General features: G+C 38.2%; 16 protein-coding genes. 11 read left to right on the top strand and 5 right to left on the bottom strand.

Annotation, left to right across the window (positions count from 1 at the left end; genetic code table 11):
• Window positions 1-82: 82 nt before the first annotated feature.
• A complete protein-coding gene (locus ACFSW4_RS11375; RefSeq protein ID WP_377329392.1) occupies window positions 83-1,558 on the top strand; it encodes a Na+/H+ antiporter NhaC family protein in 1,476 nt (491 codons plus the stop codon).
• A gap of 29 nt (window positions 1,559-1,587) precedes the next feature.
• Here the strand turns inward: ACFSW4_RS11375 and ACFSW4_RS11370 are convergent, their stop codons facing one another.
• Both ACFSW4_RS11370 and ACFSW4_RS11365 read right to left on the bottom strand, forming a co-directional pair.
• Complete coding sequence (locus ACFSW4_RS11370; protein WP_377329390.1) at window positions 1,588-1,980, bottom strand: ribonuclease HI family protein; 393 nt, start codon at window positions 1,978-1,980, stop codon at window positions 1,588-1,590.
• A 325-nt stretch (window positions 1,981-2,305) separates the two neighbouring features.
• Window positions 2,306-3,298: an ABC transporter substrate-binding protein gene (locus tag ACFSW4_RS11365; RefSeq protein WP_377329388.1), complete on the bottom strand. Its 993-nt coding sequence runs from the start codon at window positions 3,296-3,298 to the stop codon at window positions 2,306-2,308.
• 211 nt (window positions 3,299-3,509) lie between these two features.
• Between ACFSW4_RS11365 and ACFSW4_RS11360 the strand changes: the two genes are divergently transcribed.
• From ACFSW4_RS11360 to ACFSW4_RS11350, 3 genes are read left to right on the top strand one after another with little or no spacing between them, the layout of a single operon-like run.
• Entirely contained in the window at window positions 3,510-4,508 is a 999-nt protein-coding gene (locus tag ACFSW4_RS11360) for a FecCD family ABC transporter permease (RefSeq protein WP_377329386.1), read from the top strand.
• Window positions 4,501-5,550 (top strand): FecCD family ABC transporter permease, encoded by a 1,050-nt coding sequence (locus tag ACFSW4_RS11355; protein ID WP_377329384.1) that lies wholly within the window; start codon window positions 4,501-4,503, stop codon window positions 5,548-5,550. Before ACFSW4_RS11360 ends, ACFSW4_RS11355 begins: the two co-directional genes overlap by 8 nt.
• Window positions 5,551-5,571: 21 nt before the next feature.
• Window positions 5,572-6,351 (top strand): hypothetical protein, encoded by a 780-nt coding sequence (locus ACFSW4_RS11350; RefSeq protein ID WP_377329382.1) that lies wholly within the window; start codon window positions 5,572-5,574, stop codon window positions 6,349-6,351.
• A gap of 251 nt (window positions 6,352-6,602) precedes the next feature.
• Here ACFSW4_RS11350 and ACFSW4_RS11345 read toward each other — a convergent pair whose 3' ends face one another.
• Complete coding sequence (locus ACFSW4_RS11345) at window positions 6,603-7,592, bottom strand: nuclease-related domain-containing protein (RefSeq protein WP_377329380.1); 990 nt, start codon at window positions 7,590-7,592, stop codon at window positions 6,603-6,605.
• Between the two features lie 151 nt (window positions 7,593-7,743).
• On the opposite strand from ACFSW4_RS11345, the gene ACFSW4_RS11340 reads away from it, so the two are divergent.
• Entirely contained in the window at window positions 7,744-9,015 is a 1,272-nt protein-coding gene (locus tag ACFSW4_RS11340; RefSeq protein ID WP_377329378.1) for a S41 family peptidase, read from the top strand.
• A gap of 99 nt (window positions 9,016-9,114) precedes the next feature.
• Window positions 9,115-9,669 carry a tetratricopeptide repeat protein gene (locus ACFSW4_RS11335; RefSeq protein WP_377329376.1) on the top strand — a complete coding sequence of 185 codons (555 nt, stop codon included), beginning with the start codon at window positions 9,115-9,117 and terminating at the stop codon, window positions 9,667-9,669.
• 26 nt (window positions 9,670-9,695) lie between these two features.
• Here the strand turns inward: ACFSW4_RS11335 and ACFSW4_RS11330 are convergent, their stop codons facing one another.
• Window positions 9,696-10,829 (bottom strand): conserved virulence factor C family protein, encoded by a 1,134-nt coding sequence (locus tag ACFSW4_RS11330; protein ID WP_377329374.1) that lies wholly within the window; start codon window positions 10,827-10,829, stop codon window positions 9,696-9,698.
• 119 nt (window positions 10,830-10,948) lie between these two features.
• On the opposite strand from ACFSW4_RS11330, the gene ACFSW4_RS11325 reads away from it, so the two are divergent.
• The 4 genes from ACFSW4_RS11325 (at window position 10,949) to ACFSW4_RS11310 (ending at window position 13,538) form a co-directional block, all read left to right on the top strand.
• Window positions 10,949-11,308 (top strand): hypothetical protein, encoded by a 360-nt coding sequence (locus tag ACFSW4_RS11325; protein ID WP_377329372.1) that lies wholly within the window; start codon window positions 10,949-10,951, stop codon window positions 11,306-11,308.
• Between the two features lie 85 nt (window positions 11,309-11,393).
• Window positions 11,394-12,065 carry a phosphatase PAP2 family protein gene (locus ACFSW4_RS11320; RefSeq protein WP_377329370.1) on the top strand — a complete coding sequence of 224 codons (672 nt, stop codon included), beginning with the start codon at window positions 11,394-11,396 and terminating at the stop codon, window positions 12,063-12,065.
• Between the two features lie 128 nt (window positions 12,066-12,193).
• A complete protein-coding gene (locus ACFSW4_RS11315) occupies window positions 12,194-13,018 on the top strand; it encodes a GNAT family N-acetyltransferase (RefSeq protein WP_377329368.1) in 825 nt (274 codons plus the stop codon).
• 58 nt (window positions 13,019-13,076) lie between these two features.
• The gene (locus ACFSW4_RS11310) at window positions 13,077-13,538 is read left to right on the top strand and encodes an NUDIX hydrolase (protein WP_054754503.1); all 462 of its coding nucleotides are present in this window, start codon (window positions 13,077-13,079) and stop codon (window positions 13,536-13,538) included.
• A gap of 14 nt (window positions 13,539-13,552) precedes the next feature.
• On the opposite strand, the gene ACFSW4_RS11305 is transcribed toward ACFSW4_RS11310, so the two are convergent.
• A complete protein-coding gene (locus ACFSW4_RS11305; RefSeq protein WP_377329366.1) occupies window positions 13,553-13,825 on the bottom strand; it encodes a hypothetical protein in 273 nt (90 codons plus the stop codon).
• 106 nt (window positions 13,826-13,931) lie between these two features.
• Here ACFSW4_RS11305 and ACFSW4_RS11300 point away from each other — a divergent pair, with 106 nt between their 5' ends.
• Complete coding sequence (locus ACFSW4_RS11300; RefSeq protein WP_377329364.1) at window positions 13,932-14,357, top strand: VOC family protein; 426 nt, start codon at window positions 13,932-13,934, stop codon at window positions 14,355-14,357.
• The last annotated feature ends 199 nt before the right edge of the window (window positions 14,358-14,556 follow it).

Here is a 14,556-nt window from a genome sequence, read left to right as displayed (position 1 = left end):
AGTTTTTGCTTTTTTAAAATAATTTTGTATATTCTGTGAACATCTTGTATAATATGTAGTAATTCAGAGAGGAGGACATGTTATGGGGAATAACAACGAAGAATTAAACGAAGCGACGGCCTCGAAAAAAGTCGAAAAGCTTGAATTTAGAGGTGGTCCATTTGTAGCAACCATTCCACTAGTCTTTTTCATTATTTGGGCAGTTGTCCTAAGTGTAACGGGCTTAGTATCAGAACAAGCTCTAATTTTAGGAATGGTCATCGGATTAATTTTAGGTTTATTATTAACAAAATCGAAATGGGGCGATTACGCCCAAGGGTTATTTGATGGAATGTCACAACCTATTGGTGTCGTGGCCATCATTGCCTGGTTCTGGGCAGGGATGTTCGCAACACTATTGCAGGCTGGCGGCTTAGTAGATGGTCTGATTTGGTTTGGTTTCCAAACGGGATTTGAAGCGGGCTGGTTTGTAGGTTTAACCTTTGTTTTAGCGGCATTATTCTCAAGTGCAGTTGGTACAGGATATGGAACAGTATCAGCGTTTGGTATTTTAATGTATCCAGCAGGTGTTGTGTTAGGTGCTGATCCGACGATGATGTTAGCTGCGATTCTATCCGGAGCGGTGTTTGGTGATAACTTAGCGCCTGTATCAGATACAACAATCGTTTCTGCTACGACGCAGGAAGCAGATGTGCCAGGAGTTGTCCGTTCGCGTTTTAAATATTCTATTGCAGCGGCGATCCCAGCTTTAATTTTGTTTGTCATTTTTGGTGGCGCTTCCACGTCAGCAGGAGAACAGCAAGTGCTGAATGAATTACAACAGGAGGTAACGGCAAACGGCCTCATATTCCTAATACCATTCGTGATTGTGCTCGTTCTCGCTTTAATTGGACATCACCTACTGACATCTTTAACTTGGGGAATCGTTGCGTCCATTGCACTATTCTTCGTAGTAGGTATTCCATTTACAGAAGTTATTCACATTTATGAAGGTGAAGGAGGAGCCGTTGTTGAAGGTGCCTTAATGGGCGGTCTAAGTGGGTACTTTAACATGGCGATCTTAATTTTATTCATTTTATCGGCCTCTTATTTATTAGAATTAGCTGGTACAATGGATAGGATCATGGACTTCTTCATCAAAATTATTAAAGGTGTTACAAGACGTGCGGAGTTATCAATCTTTGCGATTGTAGCGTTCTTAAACTCATTTATTACAATCAATACAGCAGCAGAAATCGCAGCTGCTCCATTTGTAAGTAGGATTGGTAAGAACTCAAATCTTCACCCTTATCGTCGTGCCAACTTCTTAGATACCGTGAGTTCTGCGTTAGGTTACATATTCCCGTGGAGTGGTGGTGTGTTATTAGCCTATACAACAGTTAATGGTATCGTGGATGAATATGGTATTCCTGGGGTGAACCCAATTGAAGTATTCCCATTTGTATTCCAAGGTTGGGGCTTACTCATTGTGATGCTAATCGCTGCCATTACTGGATGGGGATTACGTTACCACGGTAAAAATGGAGAAGAGGTAAAGCCTGAAGATTACGAAGGATAATGATTTAAAAAAGCTGACTCACTTGCGAGTCAGCTTTTTTTGTGAATCGCCTGCTTAGCTAAGCGATCCGCATGGTGATTTTGTTTACTAGGAATCCACTTGAAAAAATACAAAGGAAATTGATTGCCTTTTTCAATAATTTCGCTTAGTAAAGGTTGAAACAAAGGATTTTTCGTATATCCTGCTTCAACAGCATCGACAACAATTTGAGAATCTGACCGAAATGATAAAATCTCATCTGGATATTGATTCATACATATATCCAATGCCTTGATGGCGGCTAAAAACTCTGCCTTATGGCTTGTATGGACACCTAAAGGTTCAGCAAATTCGAGCTGCTTACCATGAGCTTTTATATAAATACCTGCTCCGCTTAATCCAGGGTTACCTTGCGAGGCTCCATCTACATATACTTCTATCAATCATGAACGCTCCTTTTTAGACTAATTCTAGAAAACCAGTTGTGGTTCTGTTCTTTAAAATGTTGAGTTTCAAAATCTTTTATCTCGCGCGTGTGAACATCCCCTTTGAGAACATTATAGGTTAAAGACATGTGAGATGAAATGGTATGTAACTTTTTTTCTTATGATACGTCACAATCATGGGAGGGGTTTGAATGAGAATAATGATGTTAGTATTTGTTTTATTTTTAACTGGATGCATGGGCATGAAGGGGATAAAAAAAGGCTCGCGCACCTATGCGCGAGCCTTTCATTTATAACGAGGGGGTTAAAAGTGTTATAACAATTATTCAGATAATAGCTTTTCTTCTAAGTCATCTAACATTAAGTTTGCAGCACGAACGCCGCCTGCTGTATTCCAAATGGTATCACTTACTTCATAAGCTTTACCTTCTTGAACAGCACTTAAGTTATTCCATAATGGGTCATTCACCCATTCACTTTCAACAGATTCACCATCTTCACCTTCAGGCTGATACGTGAAGTAGAAGATGACGTCTCCATCCATTTCTTGAATACGTTCTTTCGTTACACCTTTTGCTGCAAAGTCATTAACATCTTGTGATTCAGGGCGTGCTAAACCAATTTCCTCAAGGATAATTCCTGAGAATGAATCTTTATGATAAATACGAACATCTGATGGCATGAAGCGCACCATAGATACTTTAGTATCTAATTTTCCAGCTTCTTTTAACTTCGCACGAAGATCTTCAACTCGTTTCTGATAATCGTCTAAAACTTGCTGACCTTCTTCTTCTTTATTAACTGCTTTAGAGATTAACTCGAAGTTTACTTTCCAATCTCCGCGTAGAGTCTCTTCAAAGACAGTAGGAGCAATGGCACTTAATTTTTCGTAGTGCTCTTCTTGACGCATTTTGTTACCAATAATTAAATCTGGTTTTAATTCGGCAATTTTTTCTAAGTTAATGCTACTTTCTGTACCGACAACTTCAACGCCTTCCATATCTTTCGTAATATGATCGTACCAAGGGTCACCAGTCCATGACTGAACGGCACCAACAGGTTTAATTTCTAATGATAATAACGCTTCTGTTCCGTGGTTCGTTAAAACAACAACACGTTCAGGCTGACCTTCAATTGTTGTCTCTCCCATAGAATGTTCAATCGTATATGTTTCAGCTTGTACTTCACCTGTATTTTCTTCACTTTCGTTACCAGTTGTCTCTTCTGAGTCATCTGATCCGCCGCCACAAGCAGCTAATGCAAACACTAAGGCAACAAGAAGTAATGATAACTTCCAAATGTTTGATTTAAACATAGTTGCGCTCCTCCTAATATGTAATTTTTATTTAAATTGAGTTGATTGAGAATGATTTTCAATCACATTACAAATGATAATAGTTATCAATTATAAAGTCAATAGGTTTTTCTCAATTAATTGAAAACGATTCTCAAGTTCATTGACAATGATTATCAATTAGATTAGACTAAAAGCAGCAACATATAGGGAATGAAAGGTATTACAAACTATGCTGACGAAAACGTCTACTCGGACCTTTGGGATCATCATAGGCATCATTTCAGTGCTTGTCCTTATGTGGGCGAGTGTGATCCTAGGTTTGACGAAAATAAATACGCAAATGGTCATAGAATCATTTACAAATTTTGATGAATCAAATGAACATATCATTATACAATCCGCTCGTATACCACGGGCATTAATAGCAGCAGCTGTTGGCTCTAGTTTGGCTATTGCTGGTGCGATTATGCAAGGACTAACCAAAAACCCATTAGCTTCTCCAAGTATATTTGGGGTTAATGCTGGTGCTAGTTTCTTTGTCGTATTAGGTGTTAGCTTTTTCGGTGTAACATCTATTACAGGTTTTACATGGTTAGCGTTTATCGGAGCAGCGATTGCCGCAGTAGTTGTCTACATGCTTGGCTCTGTTGGGACCGACGGACTAACACCTGTCAAATTAACCCTAGCCGGGGCAGCGATTGCCGCTTTATTCTCGTCTATGACTCAAGGTATTTTAACTTTAGATGAACAAGCCTTAGATCAAGTTTTATTTTGGCTTGCTGGAGCCGTTCAAGGCCGAGATTTGGAATTACTACTTGGGGTTTTACCTTATTTATTAGCCGGATGGATTATGTCTCTTTTTATAGGTAAAAAGATGAATGTGCTAACCATGGGAGAAGATGTAGCCGTTGGGTTAGGGCAGAAGACTTGGCTAGTTAAAGTCATTGGTGCATTAGTCATTGTACTTTTAGCTGGTGGGTCCGTAGCGATTGCGGGACCAATTGGTTTTGTCGGTTTAATTATTCCGCACGTGGCGCGCTGGTTAGTTGGCTATGACTATCGCTGGTTAATTCCGTACAGCGGATTACTCGGCGCAGTCTTATTACTAGCAGCTGATATTGGTGCTCGTTATATCATCATGCCAGCAGAAGTACCAATCGGTGTGATGACGGCATTTATTGGTGCTCCTTTCTTCATTTTCATCGCAAGGAGGGGCATAAATGAGTAAGTATTGGGAATTAAAGCTAGGAAGCTCACGCTTTTTAATAAACAAAAAATCGTTTGCGATTATTTTTACATTAACACTTCTTATCATGGCTGCCATCGTTGTTAGCTTGGGTATTGGACAAATGGTTATATGGCCAATAGATGTGGTGAAAGCCATTTTTGGTTATGGTGAAGAAATGCACAAGCTGGTTGTCAATGACTTCCGTATGCCAAGGATTTTGCTTGCCGTCTTAGCTGGTGCAGGACTAGCTATGTCGGGTGCGATTTTACAAGGAATTATACGAAATCCACTTGCATCACCAGACATTATCGGTATTACGGCTGGAGCTGCATTATCAACTGTAGGATTTTTAGTGGTATTTAGCGACCGTAGTAGTTCATTAACTGTAAGTATTCAGTGGTTACCATTAGCATCTTTAATTGGTGCTGTATTAATGGGATTCTTTGTATACTTGCTGGCAACAAACCGCAATGGTGTCCAGCCTGTTAAATTGGTTTTAATTGGTGTAGGACTTTCTGCTGCGGTTGAAGCAGTCACCACCATGATTATGACGTTTGGACCGATTTATACAGCAGCCAGAGCTAATATTTGGTTAACAGGAAGTGTAAACGGCGCCACCTGGGAACAAGTTGGAACAATCACGCCATGGGTTGTTGGCCTAGGAATTATATTGATGTTTTATACAACCCAGCTAAACATGCAAGGCTTAGGTGATGACATTGCGACTAATGCTGGTGCGAGAGTCCAACGTGATCGCTTAGTATTATTAGTTCTTGCGACTGCTTTAGCGGGCGGATCCGTAGCATTTGCCGGTGGGATTGGATTCGTCGGCCTGATGGCACCACATATCGCCAGACGCTTAGTGGGGTCAGTCTTTAGTTCATTAATTCCAGTCTCAGCCTTAATTGGCGGTTTAATTGTGTTAGTAGCAGATTTAATTGCACGCACGGCATTCGCACCACTTGAAATCCCAGCTGGGGTGTTCACATCGTTGATTGGTGCACCATATTTCATTTACTTGTTATTTAAAACTCGCAAATAACCAATAACTGAGGTGTTTAACGTGACACAACTGATGAAGTCAGAAAAAATTTATCTCAAAGACAATTTCAGGATGGTTGATTATGCTGAAGACGTAACGGTTACGCTTGATCAATTATTAGATGAGGAATTTTTACTTCAGTATTTAAAAGATATTAAAAGTGAATTTAATACAGAGAGCATATTTGTTGCAGGGTCGCAGCTCATGAAGCGATTAGGCTTTAATATCGTGTTACCAACACTTTACCTTTTAACCGTTCATGATATGAAGCTTAATCTGTCATTTAACCGAGCTGCAATTGTGCCAAATAGGGTCGGTGACAAATGGCTTCCGAACTTATATATGGACGACCTTGAAGTTGAACTCATTGAACCATCTTTACGTGAAGATGAACGTCGCAAGTTGACGGAAGAACTTTTTGCTAAAATGGATCAGCTAGTCAATGTGTTTAACAAGGTATCACGAGTGCCTAAACCGAACTTATGGGAAAACATCTCCATTTATGTTTATTGGTTATACGAGAAGAAATTAAAAGACGAACGCTTTGCTGAGGTGGCTGAACGAGTCGATTCTGATTACCAATATTTAATCTTCGGCATGTCATCAGATATATTTTCTGACGACTGTAACCAGCTCACGAACTTTTACTGGGGACGCCGAATCAAAGAAGATGGAACCCGCATCCGCCGTACTTGCTGCTTTTACTACGGAGCTAACTCCGATCGTAAATGCTGTAAGACATGCCCGAAAGCAAAAGAAGACCTATCTAAACCACTGCCGTTTGAAACGGTTAAAAAATAAGACATCCCCTGCGTAAGCGCGGGGGGTTCCTAACAGGAAGCTTTTGCGCAGAGGCGCAAAAGCTTTTGTTTATAGTTAGATGAGATGCATTTTTACTAGACTATTTTGCTGTATACTAGACAATTTATGGGTTGTACTAGACAAAATCACGATTCTACTAGACAAATTTAAGATTTTACTAGACAAAACTGCAAATTTACTAGACAAAATTTAAAATTAACTAGAAGATTTTTTGAAATACTAGACAAAACTCAATTCATCAAATAATAGTAATCCGTTTGATAGTCAAAATCTAATGAATATACTCTGTCCTTAAACTTGCCGCTATACTTAAAGCCTTCTCTTTTTAAAATTTTACTTACGACATGCGAATCATCTATTTGTAACATCCATCGAGCTTCTTTGTTGGTGATACAATTCTTATACAAGAGTTGAAAATCTTTAAAAGCAAATAGATGGGATTCTCTATTTATCTTTTTGCAACGAGGACAATACCACCTACCGTAGTTGCGTATAATCGGTAAATAATAACACTCTGGACATGGTGCGCCGGGTTTTATGTCCTTTGCTGTTAAGTGATACTTCTTTAATACGTCTAGTCGCAATGGTTGGTGATGCTGTTTTAAAAATCGGGAGAGGTTAAGAAGTTGCTGTTCACTTAGGATTTTAGTCGTATATTTCTGCTTCAACTCTTGATATTTCTCGATAAATTTCCCTGGTCGTATGATGCGCGGGTCGACATCATTGGCGTCTGTTCTCGTTAGATGAACATGGTTGCTGACGAAAATGACGAGGGCGACGATGGGGATGGCGGAGTAACCATGTTGCATGAGCCAGTTTTGTAAATGAAAAATTTGTGTATCGACTTGATTAATTGGGTCTTTAAAGGATCGTGTGCGTCCGTTTGTATGTTGAGTCATTTGCCCGAATTCATGATCAAATTCAATGGTCCCAGAAAAATTCTTCACTTCTGCGATCGTGAAAAAGTAAGGGTTCAAAATTAGGTTGTCCATTTGAAATGGGTTAGGACCAGGAACCCGAAGGCCATTTAGTATCGCGGTGTTATCGTCATCAACCGCTTTTAAGTAGTAATTGAAGGCTAACTCTCCTCGGTATCCGGACTGGTTAATAGCGTGATCATCAATAATAACTGGATACTGAGGATGTGCGGATTCGACGCGCTTTTTTAGACCAGCTAGTTGAAGTAAAGGAATTGGAATATCATCTGTCTTAACAATCATTACTCTTAACTCCTTTTTTAATAAAATTAAACTGAATTTCTTTTAATCTGTCAAAACGCCTTTCCCCTTAAGAAAACTCAATTTTTAAGTTAATTTTAAGAAAAATATGACAAATTATGATAAGATAATGGTTAAATGAGGGGGAGTTATGATGTATGAACAAATTTTTGAAGAAATTGTTAACATCATACACCATGATTATGCAGGATGTGAGGATAAACGAGGGTGGGATGACCCAGAGAAGTATAGAGAAAAAATATACAATCAAAATCTTACTGCTCATGAGTTTGTAGAACTAGTTGAAGAATATATAGCTGATTTAAAGGATCCACATATGTTCTTTAGACTAATAGGAGAGGAAAAAGCGCTGGACATCGGTTTTAAGGTGCGTCGATATGAAAATGCCTTATACGTTACTGAGCTAATAGGTGAAACAAGGTTGGAGATAGGTGATCGAATTGTCGCTTTAGACCAACTTAGGATAAATGAAATATCTGAAATCTATAGCAAATATTTATACGACAAACCTTCTGAACGTGAGAATTGGCTTCCGGTTCTTAAAAAGTATAATGAAGCAACTATAAAAAAATCCAATGGAGATATAAAACAGATTAGAATTCGACGATATGTTAAATCTGACTATAAACCTGAATATTCGTTTGAAAAATTAAAACCAGATACGAGCTACATTAAAATGACGGATTTCTTAAACCCTGACTCGATCAATCAATTAATACAGAAACACGAACATGAACTAAACACATCAGATTATTTAATTCTCGATGTTAGAAAAAATTTAGGTGGTTCAGATTCCGCTTTTCAGGCCCTAATTCCGTTTCTATTTCCAGAAGGTAAAACAAAACTAGATTTAGCGAAAAACTATACACAAATATTCAATGCGACTGACCGCAGCTCTGATTTGACTATTCGATCTGTCCAGGAATTTATGTCTAACGTTGAAGATCCACAAGTAAAAAAGAACGCACAGTCATTTATAGATACTTGGAAAAAGTACCGAGGTAAAGGTTTTGTTGTATTTGACCAAGATTTAAATCCAGAGCCAGAGTTAATAGAGGGTAAATCTAATCCAAAAAAAGTAGCAGTTCTTAGTGATGTATATTGCGGGAGTGCAGGAGACGTCTTCGTTGAGTTCTGTAAATTTTCAAACAAAGTAACCGTGATTGGACGCGGTACAGCGGGAGTTAACGACTACTCTAACTTAGCCCGTATGAGATGGGATAACCAGTTTGAGCTATTATACCCTACATCCAAACTAACAAGGGTTGATGAAGGTAAAGGCATGACAGGCATAGGTATTTTACCAGATGTATATATACCGTGGACACCAGAACACTTAACACGGGATGTCGATCTGGAACATGCTTTAGATTTGTTTTATCAGGAAAGCCTTACCTTTGATTAATTCACCAAGGTCAATACCACAACGCTTTAAAGAAAGCAGGTTTTGAAATACCATTACAGTGGGAGCGAGATTGGAACTTATAATAAAGGGGATACATCAATGCAACATATTCACGAGCAGTTAGATCAACTAAACGAACATATTTATTTTGATGAAGACCATTTTTTGCGCGAAAAAATTGACGAGATGGAACTATTGGATGAAGTGATTGCTCAAGTGCGCCGTGAATTATTAAAAACAGAAAACCCTGATCATCTTTGTTTCCTTTATGGTACGTTAGGCAATTTATATCGACTGAAAAATGAACCGCAACAAGCGATTAAATGCTTAGAAAAAGCATTAACACTAGCGGATGCTGACTCATCACGGGAGATTGTCATGCTAATTCGCTTAGGTGAAGCTTACAAATATAAACACGAACACCAAAAAGCGCTAGAGCAGTTTGATTTAGCGATCTTAAAAGGATTTGAATATGAACCGCAATACTTAGATTTTGCCTACCAACATAAAGGGAAATGTCTGATGGAATTGGGGTTATACCAAGAGGCCATGGAAGCTTTTCAAAATGCCCATGCGGTTCGTAAAGGGAAGAAGGACGAGAGGCTTTTAAAATCAACTGAAAAGGCTATAGAATTTCTAGAACGCCTAACATAAAACGAAGCAGCCAATCATTGGCTGCTTCATTTCTTCTTCTCTTTAGTCATTTCCATCATCTGTTTCCAAATGGAACCTTTTGCTTCTTCGCCGCCCTGAATGCGTGATAAAGCCATTTTAGCTTGCATGCGAACCTCGAATTCTGGGTCTTGAAGTGCGTCTTCTAACGCTGGAAGTGCCGTTTCATCGCCATATTCATATAAGAACATCGCGGCTCTCCAGCGAACAATCCGGCTTTTGTCTTTTAAGGCTTCGATCATTTTCGGAATAGCCTCTGTAAAACCTAAATCGGATAAGCAATCTCCAGCTGTTCGTCTCACGGTTACTGTTTTGTCTTGAAGAGCTTTATAAATATAAGGCAATACGGCTTTGTCATCAATTTCACCTAAATACGCTGTTGCTAAGCGGCGAACTGACATTTTAGAATCGTCCAATGCTCTATCTAACAAAGGTAAGTCTTCAGTTGTAGGGTCAGGCATGCGGTCTAATGCCGCGTAACGCTCTTTCCAGTCTTCTGATTCCAACTTTTCCATTGTGAGTGGTTCTTCAAACTGGCTTCGATCTTGCACGCCCCCAGAACTCGCTAAATCAACTAATGTCTTAAGGCGCTCTTGGTCATAAGTTGCTTCAATTTCCGCAACGACATCTTGACCGACTTCCTCAGCTTGACCGTAGCGTGGACTTTGTTCAACCCATTCACGTTCAGCCAACATATCGGCATCCTTGGATGCTTCCATTGCGGCTTCCATAAAGCGATTGTTCAGGCCAAACCGTTTTTCCTGATCCTCTTCCTCAACTTTAACTTGCATTGGAATTTGGCGGAACTTTTGAACAAAAACCTTAATCTCACCAAAATCATCTTCGTCAGATGACGAGTTTTCCTCATTAGTAGATTCGTCCTCAGAGCCTAATACCTCTTTAACACGCGGTAAAATATCTTCCCATGGCACTTTAGGATGACGTTCTAAAGCTATAAAATTTATGACTCGATAAAGTTCCTTCACACCATCAATTTCAAATAGTTCTTTGACATATTTAGGTGCATCGCTTAAATCTTGATGTTGTTTGAATTCTTGAGTTTCTCCATCTGAAAGACTTTCATTTAAATTTATTTTCATTGAGTAAGGACTAGGTGTTGGTTCAATCGATACAATTTTCATCCGAATACCTCCTTCGCATCTATATAAAGTTTAACAAATCTATCATGTTGGGGCTATTTTGACATAAAATAGGGTATTAATAGAATATGTACATATTTAGGATTGAGGAGGTTCACAGCATGAGTGATATGAGTGTTAGAGTTAAGGGGTATTTAGAACAGTTAAAAGATTATTCGACTCAAAAAAAAGATCAACTAAAGGAAGTACCTAGAAATGTGTGGCTTAAAAACATTCCTGCTATTTTGTTTATATTAACGTTTATGGGTTATTTAATGTTTGCTTCCAAAGGTCATTCACTAATTTGGGGAATCGTTTTCATTTTAGGGTTGGCATACTCCATATTTCTTATCCATTATTGGAAAAAAGATCGGGATTTTAATATACATTTATCAATTGTACTATTACTAATGAGCCTGCCATTAGCAAGCTTTGAAGTTTTTAGTTATTTATTTTCTATATTGTTTAAAAACCTTCTCTAAACGTCCGCAATGAATTCGGGCGTTTTTTCATGGTTCAATAAAGGTTTCGAAATTATTTTTGGTGCAATGATATAAAGAGAGAGAGGTGATTGATATTGGGATAAGAGAGGTACCTAAAAAGACGTATTTATTTTTAATTATAAACTTTTGTATTATTTTGGGCGGCGGTTGGCTCTTTGCTGAACTTGCCGATGGAGTCGCTGAACAAGAAAAATTCATCTTGGATCAAAAAGTCAGACTGTTCGTTAGCTCCATACAATCACCAACATTAGATCAAGCGTTTTCCTTCATTACTGAATTAGGTTCAGTAACGTTCATTACGATCAGTTCTATAGTATTACTGGTAGCGATTTATTTTATGTACAATCGATATAAATGGCGTATTTTTTATTTTGCTGTAGCCATTATTGGAATTGGTCTTCTAACCCGTGTATTAAAACATGTATTTGAAAGAGAACGTCCGAATATATTTGAACAGTACGATGGAACTGGTTTCAGCTTTCCAAGTGGACATTCAACAGGTCCGATGGTCTTCTATGGATTTTTAATCTATTTAGTCATAAGAAGCAGAATGAATGATGCATTGAAATGGGCTCTGGGCATTATGTTAGCCTTGTTAATATTTGGGATAGGGTTCAGTCGTATTTATTTAGGTGTACACTTTGCAACGGACGTTTTAGCAGGTCACGTATTAGGCCTTGCATGGCTGATATCTTGTGTTTTAATTTTAGAATATACATTATGGAGGAAAAAATAATTATATTTTGATAAAATAAAACAATCATACTGAATATGAGTTCACTTCATACAAAATGATTGACTTCATTTTTTTAAAAAGATATTCTACACGGGTAAAGATTTTATCTCCAGTTAGGGGGAGCGCGTTTGTTAAGAGAAGGACAACTAAAAGATATTGAAAAGCTCCAAATGATTGTGGAGCAGCATGATCGTATTGAACTAAAATTAAATTGGTATTTCCTTCGATCGCGGATGACGGAGAATAACGACTTTTTCTATTATGAAGGTGATCGGCTACTCGGATATGCAGCACTCTATTATGTTGGTGGTGCTTATGAAATGTGTGCGATGGTGCATCCTGACCATCGTCGTAAAGGTATATTCACTAAGCTTTTCCACGAAATCCTCGATTCTCTTAAAACAAGAAAAACTCAAAAGCTCTATATTAATGCTCCGCCAGAATCTGAATGTGCTAAAATGACGCTTCAAAAACTTGGAGCAACTTATGCTTATTCTGATTACCAAATGCGCTGGAGCAAAAAAGATATTCCAGAGCCTGAAGTGGATGTTAAACTAAGGCTCGCTACTCCAGATGATTTAGATCAAATTGTTGATTTAGATGTTAAAGGGTTTAATCTCACTAGGGAAGAAGCTGAGTTTTTAGTTGATGTGCTAAAAAGAGATGCAGGTCATAGAACTTACATGATTGAGAAAGATGGTCAAACGATTGGGAAACTTCGTCTTAAAGCAGAAGGAATTGAAACGTATATATTCGGCTTTACTGTAGATCCTGATTTTCGTCGTCAAGGCATTGGTAAAGCTGCCTTAATAGAAGTTGTTAAGCAGGAGTCAGAATCTGGACACGTGATCTTCGTTGAAGTTGGGATCGAAGATGAACGTGGGTTACATTTATATGAAGCAGTTGGTTTTGAAACTTACCAACAACAGGATTATTACAAATATCAAGGTTAATATAAACCAGCTCAATTCTAAATTGAGCTGGCTTTTTTTCTATATAGGGGGGATTACAATCGGTTATGTCGAAGAGTTACGTAAACTAGTTGGACATAGGCCATTAATTTTAGTAGGAACGGTCATCGTCATCATAGATCAAGATAGTCGTGTTTTATTACAGAAAAGGACGTTTCCAGAAGGCATTTGGGGTCTTCCAGGAGGATTGATGGAATTAGGTGAATCTACAGAAGATGTTGGTCGTCGTGAAGTTTTGGAAGAAACAGGGCTAACAGTTGGTAAACTTCATTTAATTAATATTAACTCTGGCTCAAGATATTTTACTCGTGCTCAAAATGGGGATGAATTCTACTCGGTTACGGCTGCGTATTGGACTAAGGACTATAAAGGAACATTAGTATATGATGATGAGGAATCACTAGCTTTAAAGTTCTTTTCCCTTCATGAGCTACCTGAACAAATGATTGGTAGTCATAGGGAAATAATTGAAGATTATCAAAAGAGCCTGTCCAACGGCTAGGAGGCAACCAATTATTAAAAACGGCCGCCTAATACTTGGGTCGCACCAAACCCGCACCCAAAGCCTACTGCACCATATAAGAACATTAATTTGCCGACATCTAAAAACAATTCGCGGTTAACATCAAGCAATCCGAGAAGTAAAAAGAGAATACCAAATGCAGCCAATGGAACAAATACGAATAAATAGATATCTACGCGAACCATCAATCTAATTTGTACAAATCTTAGAATCAAGGCAATCACGGCGATTACGAAGAAAATAACTAAATGGTGTAAGATTCCCAAGCGCCATCAACTCCCCAAGACAGGTTATTATATTATACGCTAGAACCTGTATAACATGATTGGAAAAAACAATCATGACCAATAATAAAAATGAGGTGATTAAAACATGATCGTAGGAATGAATCCTTATTTTATGTTTAATGGAGATGGAATCGAAGCTACACGTTTTTATGAAGAATCTTTTAATGCAGAGGTTATGGATTTTAAAACGTATGCTGAGCTTCCTAATGCAAAAGAAGGAGATGAGCAGTTACTTCTTCATGCGAATTTGAGAATTGGTGATAATGAGATTATGCTATCAGACACTGATCCCGAGCATCCAAGCTATCCAATTCAAGCCGGGACGCATATTTCAGTTGCCCTTGTGACGGATGATGCCGATCAAACAAGTGATATTTTTAGAAAAATAGTAGAGAACGACGGTAAGGAAGTCATGGCGCTTCAGGAAACTTTTTTTAGTCCTGCTTACGGAAAAGTTCGAGATAAGTATGGGGTTGAATGGCAAATTAGTACACTCAAACAAGAAGATTAAGGAATCAAAAGAGGCTGGGACAAAATATTAATTAATCTAGAAGAATACGAATATTAGAGGAGAGATCAATCCCTAATATTCGTCTTCATTTTTTAAAAGATAAGAAAGTATAAAAATTGTGCCATAGAACGCTGTTCTGTGGTATTTTTTTAGTATGGATAATATTCTAAGACGCATATTTTTTGATAAACATAATCAT

It is taken from the genome of Piscibacillus salipiscarius (assembly GCF_042685285.1).
Taxonomy (GTDB): domain Bacteria; phylum Bacillota; class Bacilli; order Bacillales; family Alkalibacillaceae; genus Piscibacillus; species Piscibacillus salipiscarius.
The sequence above is the reverse complement of the archived record's forward strand: the minus strand, read 5'-3'. Positions and strand labels throughout refer to the sequence as shown.

What these genes read in the sequence shown, in the direction of transcription:
- ACFSW4_RS11375 (WP_377329392.1), top strand. Translation starts at nt 83, where the DNA reads ATGGGGAATAACAACGAAGAATTAAACGAAGCGACGGCCTCGAAAAAA.
- ACFSW4_RS11365 (WP_377329388.1), bottom strand. Translation starts at nt 3,298, where the DNA reads ATGTTTAAATCAAACATTTGGAAGTTATCATTACTTCTTGTTGCCTTA.
- ACFSW4_RS11360 (WP_377329386.1), top strand. Translation starts at nt 3,510, where the DNA reads ATGCTGACGAAAACGTCTACTCGGACCTTTGGGATCATCATAGGCATC.
- ACFSW4_RS11355 (WP_377329384.1), top strand. Translation starts at nt 4,501, where the DNA reads ATGAGTAAGTATTGGGAATTAAAGCTAGGAAGCTCACGCTTTTTAATA.
- ACFSW4_RS11345 (WP_377329380.1), bottom strand. Translation starts at nt 7,592, where the DNA reads ATGATTGTTAAGACAGATGATATTCCAATTCCTTTACTTCAACTAGCT.
- ACFSW4_RS11340 (WP_377329378.1), top strand. Translation starts at nt 7,744, where the DNA reads ATGTATGAACAAATTTTTGAAGAAATTGTTAACATCATACACCATGAT.
- ACFSW4_RS11335 (WP_377329376.1), top strand. Translation starts at nt 9,115, where the DNA reads ATGCAACATATTCACGAGCAGTTAGATCAACTAAACGAACATATTTAT.
- ACFSW4_RS11330 (WP_377329374.1), bottom strand. Translation starts at nt 10,829, where the DNA reads ATGAAAATTGTATCGATTGAACCAACACCTAGTCCTTACTCAATGAAA.
- ACFSW4_RS11325 (WP_377329372.1), top strand. Translation starts at nt 10,949, where the DNA reads ATGAGTGATATGAGTGTTAGAGTTAAGGGGTATTTAGAACAGTTAAAA.
- ACFSW4_RS11300 (WP_377329364.1), top strand. Translation starts at nt 13,932, where the DNA reads ATGATCGTAGGAATGAATCCTTATTTTATGTTTAATGGAGATGGAATC.